The organism is Brenneria izbisi, assembly GCF_025840185.1.
GTDB classification, from domain to species: Bacteria; Pseudomonadota; Gammaproteobacteria; order Enterobacterales; family Enterobacteriaceae; genus Brenneria; species Brenneria izbisi.
Genome location: NZ_JAMPJU010000007.1, coordinates 43,197 through 56,608 on the forward strand (window position 1 = coordinate 43,197; position 13,412 = coordinate 56,608).

Genomic DNA, 13,412 nt, shown 5'->3' on the forward strand with positions numbered 1-13,412 from the left:
GCTTTGGGCCAGTTATTAAAACCCCCTTTTGATTTGTTAAAACACCTTGCGGTCTGGCAACTGCAAGAGTCAAACAAGAAATCAAAAGGGGGTCCCAATGGGGGACGAAAAGAGCTTAGCGCACACCCGATGGAACTGTAAATATCACATAGTATTTGCGCCGAAATACCGCAGGCAGGTGTTCTATGGAGAAAAACGCAGGGCGATAGGTAGCATATTGAGAAAGCTATGTGAATGGAAAAAAGTGAACATCCTTGAAGCGGAGTGTTGTGTTGATCATATCCATATGCTTCTAGAGATCCCGCCTAAAATGAGCGTATCGGGTTTTATGGGATACCTGAAGGGAAAAAGTAGCCTGATGCTTTACGAATAGTTTGGGGATTTGAAGTTCAAATACCGAAATCGTGAATTCTGGTGCCGAGGGTATTATGTGGACACGGTAGGAAAAAATACATCGAAGATACAGGAGTATATAAAGCATCAGTTGGAGCAGGACAAGTTGGGAGAGCAACTGTCGATACCGTATCCGGGTAGCCCGTTTACGGGCCGTAAGTAACGAATTAGGATGCAAATGTCAGATCGCGATGCGCCTGTTAGGGCGCGGCTGGTAAGAGAGCCTTATAGGCGCATCTGAAAAACCCCCGGCTATGCCGGGGGATACTTATTTGCAGCGGATCCAAAGTCCCTCGCCCCAAATGCAGAGACCTGAGAAAGCAAAAAGCCCGCACATGGGCGGGCTTTTTGCTCTGTCGCCATGATGCTTCGCGGGCATCGGGCGTACAGCGTGGTGAAATTCTTCTTTTAGCGCGTTAATTATACGTCGAATGAGCCATATGATCAAACACGTATTCAATAAACGGTCGTTACCCTTTATAATGGCGCGGCTGAAGAAGTAAAACTCGTGAAACCGCTCCTGAACGAAGCCAGATCAATCTCTTCAAAACTGAATTTGGTAATAAACAGTACCTTTTCTGTCGGCAAGCAGGCAGGGAAGGTATAGCCCTCTTCCGGTTTCGCATCCGGAAGCCTGGGCGGCAGCGTGGTGAAATTCTTCTTTTAGCGAAGTGAATGGCATAGCCGGATGGGCGGATTAGTGGTAAGGGGACTGCCTAGTAACCTACGCGCCACAGAGATGGAGGTGCGGGTTATGTTAGAGCTTCTAATAGCAATACTTAACTTAGTTGCAGCAATACTGCAATTCATCAACTGGTTCCTTTAATGGTGCCGGAGCCTGCGCAGATGAAAGTCTGTGTGGGCAAAACTGCAAAGTTTATAGCCGTCCTTCGGGGCGGCTTTTTTTTCGGCAGAATTGGGGGGTTACCGAATTAGAAAAGTTATAAAAACGCCACTAACCAAACGATACGAACGTGATTACAAATACGGTATTCTGGACCATCTTTTCACGGTAGAGTTGAAGAATTCCGTTGGCTCTGTTCATCTCTGTTTGCGGCTCACCGTCGCCAGGGATGCCTTCTTGGGTGTCGCCCATGCCCCTGGATAGCTATCTTTATTCAGTCTGTGACGCAAGGTTTTAACCCTGTCCGCAGTGACAACCTCATCGAGATCGAGTGAAACCGTGGCCAGCGTCGCCAGACTGGCGTCGGAAAGGGTGAAGCCGGCTGGCAGCCTCCAGTGGCTGTTCCTGGCCGTTTCGATGCAGTCAAACAGCTTGCGCAGGAAGTCCGGTACGGCTTCCCCCCTACCGGCCGCGATCGCTTTTTCGCTCCGGTGCAAAAACTCTGCCTCTGGTGTTTCGAGCGCTGCCACCTGAAGGAGCTGCTGCAGCGAAGGCCAGTATTTACTGTCATACTGGTCGCGTAGGCCATCAAGCGGCTCACGCAGAAAAGAGCAATAGTGCCCATTCTGCTCTGAGGCCGCGTCAATTAGGTCGACGATATGGGTCGTGCGTTCAACTGAAAACGCGTTGCGGTTGAGAATGTCTTCCCGCTCCGTCAGCATCGTGGCGAGTTCAGTTGCCTTAACGGCAATGCTCACATTCAAGTCAACCAGTCTTCTGTGGTCATCTTTCAGGCGGGTATTCCGCTCCGGCGTGCCGTAGGCTCCCGCAAAGAAAATCTGCTCCAGCAGCGTATGACATTGCTCCCAGGTAAGCCCCTGCCGCGCAATATTTTCCCACACCGATGTCATTTCCGTTTCGCGGGATATGAGCCTATCCAGCAGGGGCCAGTGTGGCTGGCGCAGCGGGGGTTCCCGCAGGTCGTCGCGGTACGCTTTCAGCGTATCGAGTACGTCAGCGGCAGTACCGGTGCAGAAGTATTTCATGTCATTTCCTCAGAAGTTGGCTGTCAGCAGCATTATGTCCCGATGTGCAGGAAATGTCGGTAACGCAGAAGCGGAATTTTTTTGTAGCCACGTTACCTCTTTTCCGGCTTTGCCTTTTTTCGGATCTGCCGGCAAAAAATGCCCCCGCGCCCGTATTCTCTGTATTACCGGTATTGTATGTACGGATTGTACGATATGTATTGAATGTATTATCTGTATTGTATGTATCAAGTGTATTTTGTGTATTGTGTATTTTTTTGTTCCGGTTACACTCCGTTCATCAGCCCTGAACCCGGAGCATGCCTGTGAGTACCCTGATCCCTAACCCTAACATCATTCCTTTTTTGGATATATCACTGGAATGACACAGAATTTCTAACACTCCGGAAAAAACTCTTCAATTTTGACATGTACATCAGTCACTCTCTGTCTTTTTAAACACCATTTCTTTAGCGCGCCCAAGAGATGTTTTGAAACTTCCCATTGGCTCAAATGGTAGCCAATCGGCTTCATTACCTTCACATACGATTATTGACCCTTCACGAGTCAAACACCAATTTGCCAAGTGCTCATAATCGCTAATTTTTTTCCTATAATACTTCCCTTTGTCTACATAAGGAGGGTCGATGAACCAGGTAGCAGAAGTATTGTTTAGTTCATGATAAGAACAATTAGAAACCTTCCAGTTTTCGATGGCAAACAACTGTGAAGCGATACGTTCTTTAGCCTTAGGCCCCCAGTTTAGTTGAGCTCTATCGTTACGTGCAGAATATGCGGTTCTGGATTTTTTAGGAACAGCGCTTCCTCTGTTTAACCAAAAACCGATTAACCATTTTTGTTCCTCACAGAGATTGAAATCATCAACTGAATCGCCAACTTCCGGTAACTCGGGCAATGCCATAATTTCAGATGGTTTTGCTTTAATTAAATAAGACCATACTCCTGTAATAACAGGATCTAAATCAACGAGATGAACCTTATCACATGCATAATAAGTTGAATATCCAGCAGAACCAGCAAATGGTTCAATTACAATATTGTGCTTCGGTTCAAGATAGTAACGTGCCATATTCCATTTAGAACCATAATAGGGGAAAAATGGCCGTAATTGCTGCTTAACCTTCACTCCTTTTTTATTTCTCATTGATTATAGCCTTTTATACCATCTGCCTTGGTTAATCCGGTGTCAAAATCAGGAAAAGGTGATCTACTATGCATTATCCCTTTGTTTATGCTTTTCCAATCTGAACCTGGGATACACCATTCACAGCCTGATGCAATCTGGCTTCTTTCCCCGAATAGTACCCGGCCGAATATGCATCTTCATCCCCACGACAACTTTTCGCTTCACGGCTTTCCAGTTTGCTAAATTCCTCGGATATCTGCTTGTAATACAGCAACATTAGCTGTTGCTCTTCTGGTTCAACAGCAAATCGGCTGATGGCATTCCGGGCACCGCTCACCCAACCTGCACAAAATTGATCTGCACGATTGGTTTTAGTACTGCGTTTGATGCGTTTATTTTGTGAAGCAATAAACTCGCTACGGGCCTTAACTAGCTGGACACTCAATACATCGAATCCGTATGCTGCAATTTGCGGCCGTTCTGTCGGACCGTAGAATGCAACAGAACGTCGATGGTTCCGCGTCCATGTGTAATAACAACGCACACCGAATGCATAACAAAGCATGTTGGCCAGACTGACCACATATTCTGGGAGTTTGGTTGCATCTGACGGACAATGCTCACTCTGAAACTCTTTAATCGACTTCAGATCGATGTCCAACTCGCTCAGGCCAAATTTACGCATTAAATTCTGAGCCTGGTTGATAGCATTAGCCGCTTCATGCTCATTCGTACTGCGTTTTGCTAAATGGAAGAGTTTTTGAATTTTCTCCATGTATTTCTCTTTTTCTTCTTCATTCATACTATTTACCTTTGTTTTTTTAATAATCTAAAACGTTGCAACTCTCAGTTACAGGCGGTCAGTTATTCTCGTATCTTCTGAGATTTACAGGAGGGGCTATTGATTAGCCCCTTTACTCATCAATCAAAACGTGAACGCCAGTTGAGCAACGGCGCCATACGTTCTGTCCGTTCCTGCCATTCCGGTAATATCCAGGTGTACAACATCGAATGGGGACAACCCTATGCCGGCAGTAAAGACATTATTGCCACTGTCGTGAATATCGGCACGATACCCTGCACGCAGTTGCGCCCATTTCCAGGCATTAAGCTCGCCACCTACGCTGACGTATTGACTATCTTTGTCAGAGTTAAAACGGCTCGCCGGCGTCAGGTCAACATCAAGCGCGGCGGTAAAGAAACTGTTGCTGTATGCGGTTCCCAGTGTCGCCTGAGGCTTAATTTTAAACGTGTCTTTGACGCCGTTGACTTCTTTCGTATCGATACTGCGTGCAACCAGGTTCTGGCCGACAAGGCCCACAATCCAGTTATCGTTAAGGTTGGTTGAGAAACCGACATCTACGTTGGCGCCCGTTTTATCGTTACGGTAGTCACTGCCGCGGAAATCCGATCTGTCGTAGTTATTAATGGCAACGTTGTAATTGAACGTGTACACGCGCTGTACCTTTGGCGTGATGCCAGCAGAGAATTCGAATCCGCCAACATTGAACTCACGCGCCATCGCTACGCCTACATCTGCGACAACAGCCGCTCGACCATTTGCAGATGACGTCAGGGAACTCCGGTCAGAGCCGTCAGCCGTGCCGTTCGATACCGCATCCAGCCACTGAAGGTCACTGTCAGTCACGTTGGTTTTTACTGTCGCCGTTCCCCAGCCTTTTGCCACGACGGCAAACGGCAGAACGCTGTTGGGCACAGTGGCGGCTGTGGACGCCCCAGCCCAGGCTCGCGCATGACTGCCAGAAAGGTCCTGTAAAGATGAGCGTAAGGTTGCTGCCGCCAGACTGGCGTCACCGCCTGTAACCGTACGCTCAAACGATTTCCAGTCGGTATCGATGCGATCGACACCATCTTCCAGGTTATCCGGATCCGAAACCTGGGCGCCAACCGCAGGCAAGATCAGGCTAAAATCATCCGACTTATCGAATTTTGTCAGCAACGCAGGGTTAACCAGCGCAGCTGCGCTGTAGTGTGATGAAGCGACACCTGTTCCTCCCATCGCATCATTACGGGCTTCCGTCCATGTGCCAGCCGCATTAGCGGAAGCGGCAACGACGTTGATACCTGCAATAATAAAACTGCGTTTGATTAATGAATGTTTCATTATTTATTTCCTATATGGATGTTAAATAAATATTTATGATTATGTTTTCTTGGTATTCCCTGGTACTGGCGCAATATTCACTTCTGAATTTTTTGACAAAAAGCTCCCCTGATGCTGGCGCACCATAAAATACAAAGATGATTGATTAGTGTTACTTTGTTTTATTTGACAGTAGCGAGTTGTTTATCTTGTTTTCTTCAGAGAGAAACTCTGACACATCCCAGAGGGGACTTTCCTCTATAGTCTTTAGCAGCATAATAGGAAGTAGTTCCCCCGTAGATAGAAAGAACGCATGTTGCTTAGGAAGTAAAACTGCCTTCCATGTCAGTGTGTTATATTCACTGGCGCACTCACAGTAATTAATTAATTTGGCGATATTTTTCTTGCTTACGTCATCTACGTAATAGAAGTATGAAGCAAATACAGAATCAAATTTAACGCCATTAATGTTTCGCCGTTCTTTTATTATAATCCCGCATTTACGTGGATACGATACTTCTTCTGTGTGCCAGAATATCACCTCGTTAGTGCGAGATTTATCTCTGTATTCCTCACTGTTTTCTGCTTCCAGACATAATCCGTTAGTCAGTGGAACTGCTGGCGCACAGCCTGTGATGAAATGGCGACATATCGCTTCTGGCTCCACTTGCTCATACCAACTATAACTGGCACTTGGGACGATGAACCGTGATTCACCCGTTAACCATTCTGGCGATACCCGGAACCATTGCGCTACTGTGGTTAGTAAATCGCTGGTTAGATAGTCCATTGTTCTTTCACGGCTTTCCAGAATGCTAAGTTTCACATTCCAGGGGACCAGCAAGGCTGCAATATCGGTTACCCCTAACCCATGGGCATCCATTAGTAATTGAAATCGTTCATAGACGCTTGCAGCACGGTTTTCCAGAGGAAAAAAAGTGGAGCGAAACAACCCGTCGAGCATAATATTGGTCACCTCAGATGAGGTAATTCCCATACGCTCAGAAAGCACGTCCAGCACCGCTTTAACTTTAGGACGGTAACGGATGGATGTTGGCTGAAGAGGGAGTCCTTTACTGCTTTCCGCTTCTTCACGTAACATGCCTGCATCCACGTTGATTAACATACCGGCCATAATTGACGTGAATGTACTATTTGCGATCTTCATTTTACCTTTCCTGTCCATTCAGGCTCTGTTCTGGCCTCTGTATCCAGACTAATATTTCACCTGACGTATGTATAACGAGTAATTTCGATCATTCAGATCGACTACGTTTATGTATTGATTTTGAATACATGGGAATCCTGCGTGAAGCGTTAATTGTTTTCTGCCTGCTGAAAATTCTTTTTCCTTTTGATAACCACAATGGATCCTGTTGTTGCCGGATAAAACCAGCGCCATTCTTTCAGAAAGACCTCTATTTGCAGTCCGATTGCTTCAGTTACTCCGACCGTTCTCCGAATGACATGGAAGTGATAGTCCGGCCCGGGGAAACGTTGACGCAGTCGGGCTACCCTCCATGAATTCAGTAAGTGGGAGGACATCACTACGATGGCGTTCTCTTTTTCCAAAGTCGTTGATGTGATCGTCATCAACCCTGACCAGTAGAAATCGAGGCGATGCATTGTTAATCCGCCTGTTTTTGCCCAGGGATTCAGATGAATGTGATAACGGATCTGTCTCTTATTACATTGAAATGCTTGTGTTTTTAAACTACTGATGATGATTGAGATTGGTCGAAGGAGTAACGGGGAAAAGAACAAGGGGAGAAACAGAGCCACTACGACCAGCGAATGCGGTCTTTCTGTCAGATCTGTCATGGCTATAGTAACCAATTCGCATGCTATGCCCCAACATCCGAGAATTCCTGAAATGATAAGTTTATTTCTCATGACTTCTCCTTCTAAAAGGTCCGTATTCAGGCACGTTAGGCTCGTTGTTGCATTACGGAATTCTTCACGAGAAGTAAAAAGAAAACTTCAAGGTCTTAATGGATGTTGTTCTATATACACTTTTCGCTTGTGTAGTGAGGGATAAAACATAGCGTAATGCCACTTTCCCCCCCGATTAAACATAAGGTCTTGCATGTTAAAGTGGCTCAGAAGTAAGGCGGGTCATGGCCCGGAAACTAAGCCGATACCACTTCAACAGGTGGACGGGTGGTTTAATCCACAAAACGCGGATGAGCTATTGTCTACCCCAGAAAGGAAACGTGTACTCCAGCAACTGTGGGATAACAGTCCGTTTTCTCAGGAAGTGTGGGATGTTTACTGGCTCCAAATGGTGAAATCTCTGGCGGTTACGGTTCAGCAATTACCCCTCGACAACGAGGAGAAATACTGTCGTACGGGGGGGTTTTTGGACATGGCCCTGGACGTTTCTGTATGCGCAGTCAGGCTTTCCAGGGGATATATGCTTCCTCCTGGTGCGCAACCAGAAGAGCAGGCAGCGCAAAGTTCAGCCTGGGCCTCAGCGATTTTTTGGGCTGCGTTGCTGCATAACATGGAGCGATTATCGGGGTTGAAGGTTGTTGTGCAAAACGGAACGTGGATCCCTGGTCTGTCTGTTCCTGACGCTCCATGGCGGGTCAGATTTGAGGCGAATCCGTGCGATGCTTATGCCAGAAGTGCGGCGGTTGCGTTACGACTGATACCTTCTTCAGGCATAACATGGCTGGCTCGCTGGCCCCATATTCTGGATTTACTTCTGGTCTATTTGTCTGGAAGAAAAACTGAAGCAGGTATATTGAATGCGATTGTGCTAAACGCCAGGGGAAAGTGCGGCATCAATACGAATGATATTACGCTCCCGGTCGCTGCTGAACTGGCGATTTCTACTGTTACTATAGAACAAAATCCTCCTGTAATACACGTGGAGCAGAGTACTGTAACACCGACTTCACCACCCATTGATTCACATGATAATAATTATAATGATAATCAATTAGAGAAAGCACAACCTGTTGCTTCTGCGCTGGTATCTGCAATCGATCAGGATGATTTATCCGACAGTTCATTAGGGACTGATGAATCACAGATTCACTCCCCAGCTACTGTCGATTTACTGAGTGTTCTTGACCAACAATTAACTGCAACGGTACCAGTTACGTCGACTACAGATGTCAGTATCACTTCATCAAATGAAACGAATGAAGTAGAAGAAAAACCAGTCCCTCAGGAGGAACTATTTTGGGAGTGGCTGGTGAATGCTGTCAGGGATGGTTCATTGACGATAAATAACTCGGATAGTCTGGTTCATATTATGAGCCAGTATGTTTTCCTGCAAACGCCAGACTGTTTTTATCGTTTTGTTTCTATCTGTAATGATTCTTCTATCGATAAGGATACGCTTCAAAAGAATTTTGAAAGCCTTAATCGACATTATTCTCGAAGCGGAAAGGGAATTTATATTTATCGAAAATATGAAAATGAAAATAAAGAGGGTCGTTATACAAAAATGTCGGGGTATATGATTGCATCTGAATTGATTTTTGATAAGGGGGCATGTCCGCCAGATAGTAGCTGGCTATCGCCCAATAAGTGAGTTTTTTAATTTTAAATTAGTTTTTATAAGGAAATAAGATAATGACTGTAACCTATGAAGATATCATTCAGGATTACTTTTTTAGTAAGCCTTTACGACCTGCAACCGAAATAAGCTACAGGAAAGTCCTGAATCTTTTTTTACGATTTACGGGAGAGAAAGTCCTGCCGGCTGATGTAGATCGCCACATTGTACTTAGTTGGCGCAGGCATTTGTTGAATGAGCGCCAGCTCTCTACTATCACATGGAATAACCGCGTAGCTCATATGCGTGCCATTTTTAATCACGCGATGAAATATGATTTTGTACAAATGAAAGAGAATCCCTTTAACAGTGTGGTAGCCAGGCCTGATGTTAAGCGTAAAAAAACGCTATCAGAAGAACAGATCAGAAAAATCTATTTGGTGATGGAAGCCAGAGAAGAAAAAGAGTTAGAGGATTGTGATTTCCGAAGTGCGCTACGCCCAGCCTGGTTCTGGCTGACTGTCATCGATACGCTGCGCTATACGGGCATGAGGCAAAACCAGCTGCTACACATCCGTCTGGAGGACGTCAATCTGGACGAGGGCTGGATAAACCTGCGGCCAGAAGCGTCTAAAAATCATAAGGAGCATATTGTTCCCATTACAACACCGCTAAGACCACGTCTGGAGCGACTTTATAATGCCGCTCTTAATCAGGATGCGAACATGGGGGATCAGCTTTTCAATGTTCACCTGTTTAAAGGGCGGAAAAGCAATGTATCCAAAATATCCAAAAACATGGATCCTCCACCAATGCGGGCTTTTTTTCGTCGACTGTCTGTGGAATGTCGTTGCACGATAAGCCCACACAGATTCAGGCATACGATCGCAACCGAGATGATGAAATCACCGGATCGTAACCTCAAAATTGTTCAGACGCTCTTGGGACACTCGAATGTTAGCGTGACGTTGGAATACGTGGAAGGGAACATGGATATTGTCAGGAATGCACTGGAGCAAGAGTTTGGCAGTAAGGGTGTGCGTTTTACTGGTTTATGATGAAAATCTCGTAATTTTCTTTACACAAGATTGACACAACCGACGTGGCACTGTAAAAATTCATTTCGGAAAGACGAGAGAAACCAGAGGCATCTGGAAAATGCCTCTGGTTCTTAAGTCCCGTATGTTCAATCCACGATGTAAATGCTCCAACCATCTACATGAAGACGACTCGGGTACTTTTTTCATGCCCGTTAAGGATCTCATCTCTTAACGAACAGGCTCTGAAGAAGTGGTGCCCGGACTCGGAATCGAACCAAGGACACGAGGATTTTCAATCCTCTGCTCTACCGACTGAGCTATCCGGGCAACGGGGCGCATTAAACCGTATTGGGTGCGCGTCGTCAACGGGTTTCTGTCACAAAGCCGCGTGCTTGCTCTATTTTCAGGCAAAATGAGGTTCTTTCGTTGTTTCTCTTCTCTTTTTTGCTTATCAGGATGCGCATTATTTTATTTGTGCCGCGACCTTGAGGCTGCTCCATACTTCACTGAAAAAAGGTGGGCTGCCGTTTCTTGAATTTGATGAAAAATAATGCCAATATTGCGCGGTTTTTCACTTTCCGTTCGCTTGAACTCCCTGTTCACCTGAGGCTAAAAAGAGGGGCTGCCTGATATGTCGGATTCATTGTTCATGGTGCGAAATCAATGCGCCGGATCTTTGATGATGTCATGGCCTATTTCCCGTTTTAGTCGTGTCGTTCGCGTTTTTTCCTGTCGATTATCCCCTGCCACCATGCGGTGAGGCGTTCGTATGCTCACTGTTAGGCATGAGTAAAAATAGAGCTCCCCTCTGATTTTACTGATGTCTATCGGATGGTGCTGGCTTCAGCTTTTCCATTCTTAACCTACAGTCATGATTGTGGGAATCATACGTTTGTCGTAGTGATTGATATTGTGATTGGTCGGGATTGTTATCCCTGCGCTGTGTCTTCCAGGCACGTACACTCATCCTTAACCGTTTGGATTTGGTTAAATGAAACAGTTAAAAATTGCGGCGAATGGGGCGGTTGCCAGCCGTTTAATCACGACACGTGAAATTGTTGCGCTGAGTCAGACAGATTTTACTGATGTGGCGGCGGTGGTGGTTTCTATTGAAGAGGTCCGCATTGGGATTCTGTCGATATTGCATCACACCGGTTTTACTATTCCTGCTTTTGTTGTCAGGGATAATGATGCGGATTCACTGTCTGAAATGTTGCCGACAGGCAGCGAGTGGTTACTGTTGGATGATGCTGGCGAACATGCGGACGTGCTGGAACAAGCGGCGCAAGGTTATCAGGATGCGTTGCTGCCGCCATTTTTCGATACGTTGACCCGGTATGTCGAGATGAAGAATACGACCTTCGCCTGTCCGGGCCATCAGGGGGGGCAGTTTTTCCGCAAGCATCCTGCTGGTCGGCAATTTTTTGATTTTTATGGCGAAAATATTTTCCGTTCCGATATCTGCAATGCTGACGTCAAACTCGGCGATTTGCTGATCCACGAAGGTGCGGCGAAAAAGGCGCAGAAGTTTGCCGCGCGTGTTTTCAACGCCGATAAGACCTACTTTGTGCTGAATGGCACTTCGGCGGCGAATAAGGTAGTGACAAACGCGCTGCTGACCCGTGGCGATCTGGTTTTGTTCGATCGTAATAACCATAAGTCCAACCATCATGGTGCGCTGATTCAGGCTGGGGCCACGCCTGTTTACCTGGAAACGGCGCGTAACCCTTTCGGTTTTATCGGCGGTATTGATGCCCGCTGTTTCGATGAGGCCTATCTGCGTAATCTGGTGCGTGAAGTCGCGCCGCAACGCGCGGGTGAGCAGCGTCCGTTTCGTTTGGCGGTGATCCAGCTTGGCACCTATGACGGCACAATTTATAACGCGCGTCAGGTGGTGGACAGCATCGGCCATCTATGTGATTACATTCTGTTTGATTCCGCGTGGGTGGGGTATGAGCAGTTTATTCCGATGATGGAGCAGTGCTCGCCGCTTCTGCTTGAACTGAATGAAAACGATCCGGGGATCTTTGTTACGCAGTCGGTGCATAAGCAGCAGGCGGGCTTTTCCCAGACTTCGCAAGTGCATAAGAAAGATACCCACATCAAAGGACAAAAACGCTTCTGTAATCATAAGCGGTTCAATAATGCATTCATGTTGCATGCCTCGACCAGCCCGTTCTATCCGCTGTTCGCGGCGTTGGATGTGAATGCCAAAATGCACGAAGGCAACAGCGGGCGTCGTTTGTGGCTGGATTGCGTCAAACTCGGCATTGATGCGCGCAAGCAGTTGCTGTCGCGTTGTTCTTTGATTAAGCCGTTTGTTCCCACCACGGTGGCGGGGCTTCCCTGGCAGGATCATGAAACGGACGTGATTGCGCATGATGTGCGTTTCTTTAACTTCGAACCGGGCGAAAAGTGGCACTCATTTGCAGGATATGCGCAGGATCAGTATTTTATCGATCCTTGCAAGTTGCTGTTAACCACGCCGGGTATTGATGCGATCAGCGGCGAATATACCGATTTTGGTATTCCTGCCACCATTCTGGCGAATTACCTGCGCGAATACGGCATTATCCCGGAAAAATGCGATCTGAACTCGATCCTGTTCCTGCTGACACCTGCGGAAGACAGCCTGAAACTACAGCGTCTGGTGGACGCGCTGGTGCATTTTGAAGACATGGTTGTTCGCGATGCGCCGCTGAGCGAGGTGTTGCCAAGCCTGTATCAGAAATATGAGCAGCGCTATCGGGGTTATACGCTGCGGCAACTCTGTCAGGAAATGCATGATTTTTATGCCAGCCACAACGTGAAAGATTTGCAAAAAGCAATGTTCCGTAAAGCGGATTTCCCGCAGGCGGCGATGCTGCCGCAAGAAGCAAACAGCGCTTTTGTCCGGGGCGAGATAGAACTGGTGCCAATCGCGCAGGCCGCTGGCCGTATCGCGGCGGAAGGCGCGTTGCCTTATCCGCCGGGCGTGTTGTGTGTGGTGCCGGGAGAAATCTGGGGCGGGGCGGTTCAACGTTACTTCCTGGCGTTGGAAGCGGGGATCAATCTGCTGCCGGGGTTCTCTCCTGAGTTACAGGGCGTATACAGCGTCGCCGAAGAAGACGGCAGCAAACGTCTGTATGGTCATGTGATTGAGCGGTAATCATCCCAGGCCCGGTTATCCGGGCTTGTTTGTCTTGATGAGTCAGATGGCGGCGGATTGCCGTTCTTGCGTCTCATTTTGATGAAACTTGCCTGTCTATCTGTAGTTAATCATGTCTTATTTAATAATTCATTAAAGCTCAATCTTTTATTTCTTTGTTTTATATGGATTTCTTAAGCCGGTTTTGCCGATTAGAACGTAAT

At 46.9% G+C, this 13,412-nt stretch carries 9 protein-coding genes, 1 tRNA gene and 1 pseudogene; 4 read left to right on the forward strand and 7 right to left on the reverse strand.

Features of this window, described 5'->3' with window-relative positions:
• Positions 1 to 97: 97 nt before the first annotated feature.
• Positions 98 to 556, forward strand: a pseudogene (gene tnpA / locus NC856_RS10695) (IS200/IS605 family transposase).
• An 878-nt stretch (positions 557 to 1,434) separates the two neighbouring features.
• On the opposite strand, the gene NC856_RS10700 reads toward tnpA, so the two are convergent.
• From NC856_RS10700 to NC856_RS10725, 6 genes are all read right to left on the reverse strand, one after another.
• Complete coding sequence (locus NC856_RS10700; protein ID WP_264090423.1) at positions 1,435 to 2,283, reverse strand: hypothetical protein; 849 nt, start codon at positions 2,281 to 2,283, stop codon at positions 1,435 to 1,437.
• A gap of 415 nt (positions 2,284 to 2,698) precedes the next feature.
• The gene (locus NC856_RS10705; RefSeq protein WP_264090424.1) at positions 2,699 to 3,427 is read right to left on the reverse strand and encodes a hypothetical protein; all 729 of its coding nucleotides are present in this window, start codon (positions 3,425 to 3,427) and stop codon (positions 2,699 to 2,701) included.
• A gap of 85 nt (positions 3,428 to 3,512) precedes the next feature.
• On the reverse strand, positions 3,513 to 4,211 hold the full coding sequence (locus NC856_RS10710; protein WP_264090425.1) for a DUF2786 domain-containing protein: 699 nt from the start codon (positions 4,209 to 4,211) through the stop codon (positions 3,513 to 3,515).
• A gap of 123 nt (positions 4,212 to 4,334) precedes the next feature.
• A complete protein-coding gene (locus NC856_RS10715; protein ID WP_264090426.1) occupies positions 4,335 to 5,534 on the reverse strand; it encodes a conjugal transfer protein TraF in 1,200 nt (399 codons plus the stop codon).
• Between the two features lie 151 nt (positions 5,535 to 5,685).
• Positions 5,686 to 6,681: a hypothetical protein gene (locus tag NC856_RS10720; protein WP_264090427.1), complete on the reverse strand. Its 996-nt coding sequence runs from the start codon at positions 6,679 to 6,681 to the stop codon at positions 5,686 to 5,688.
• A 149-nt stretch (positions 6,682 to 6,830) separates the two neighbouring features.
• On the reverse strand, positions 6,831 to 7,406 hold the full coding sequence (locus NC856_RS10725; RefSeq protein ID WP_264090428.1) for a hypothetical protein: 576 nt from the start codon (positions 7,404 to 7,406) through the stop codon (positions 6,831 to 6,833).
• A 193-nt stretch (positions 7,407 to 7,599) separates the two neighbouring features.
• Here NC856_RS10725 and NC856_RS10730 point away from each other — a divergent pair, with 193 nt between their 5' ends.
• Both NC856_RS10730 and NC856_RS10735 read left to right on the forward strand, forming a co-directional pair.
• Positions 7,600 to 9,057 (forward strand): helicase/relaxase domain-containing protein, encoded by a 1,458-nt coding sequence (locus NC856_RS10730; protein WP_264090429.1) that lies wholly within the window; start codon positions 7,600 to 7,602, stop codon positions 9,055 to 9,057.
• Positions 9,058 to 9,098: 41 nt separating this feature from the next.
• Entirely contained in the window at positions 9,099 to 10,079 is a 981-nt protein-coding gene (locus NC856_RS10735) for a tyrosine-type recombinase/integrase (RefSeq protein WP_264090430.1), read from the forward strand.
• Between the two features lie 233 nt (positions 10,080 to 10,312).
• Here NC856_RS10735 and NC856_RS10740 read toward each other — a convergent pair.
• A tRNA-Phe gene (locus tag NC856_RS10740) sits at positions 10,313 to 10,388 on the reverse strand.
• Between the two features lie 664 nt (positions 10,389 to 11,052).
• Between NC856_RS10740 and NC856_RS10745 the strand changes: the two genes are divergently transcribed.
• A complete protein-coding gene (locus NC856_RS10745; RefSeq protein WP_264090431.1) occupies positions 11,053 to 13,209 on the forward strand; it encodes an ornithine decarboxylase in 2,157 nt (718 codons plus the stop codon).
• Positions 13,210 to 13,412 lie beyond the last annotated feature (203 nt).

What these genes read in the sequence shown, in the direction of transcription:
- NC856_RS10700 (WP_264090423.1), bottom strand. Translation starts at nt 2,283, where the DNA reads ATGAAATACTTCTGCACCGGTACTGCCGCTGACGTACTCGATACGCTG.
- NC856_RS10705 (WP_264090424.1), bottom strand. Translation starts at nt 3,427, where the DNA reads ATGAGAAATAAAAAAGGAGTGAAGGTTAAGCAGCAATTACGGCCATTT.
- NC856_RS10710 (WP_264090425.1), bottom strand. Translation starts at nt 4,211, where the DNA reads ATGAATGAAGAAGAAAAAGAGAAATACATGGAGAAAATTCAAAAACTC.
- NC856_RS10715 (WP_264090426.1), bottom strand. Translation starts at nt 5,534, where the DNA reads ATGAAACATTCATTAATCAAACGCAGTTTTATTATTGCAGGTATCAAC.
- NC856_RS10720 (WP_264090427.1), bottom strand. Translation starts at nt 6,681, where the DNA reads ATGAAGATCGCAAATAGTACATTCACGTCAATTATGGCCGGTATGTTA.
- NC856_RS10725 (WP_264090428.1), bottom strand. Translation starts at nt 7,406, where the DNA reads ATGAGAAATAAACTTATCATTTCAGGAATTCTCGGATGTTGGGGCATA.
- NC856_RS10730 (WP_264090429.1), top strand. Translation starts at nt 7,600, where the DNA reads ATGTTAAAGTGGCTCAGAAGTAAGGCGGGTCATGGCCCGGAAACTAAG.
- NC856_RS10735 (WP_264090430.1), top strand. Translation starts at nt 9,099, where the DNA reads ATGACTGTAACCTATGAAGATATCATTCAGGATTACTTTTTTAGTAAG.
- NC856_RS10745 (WP_264090431.1), top strand. Translation starts at nt 11,053, where the DNA reads ATGAAACAGTTAAAAATTGCGGCGAATGGGGCGGTTGCCAGCCGTTTA.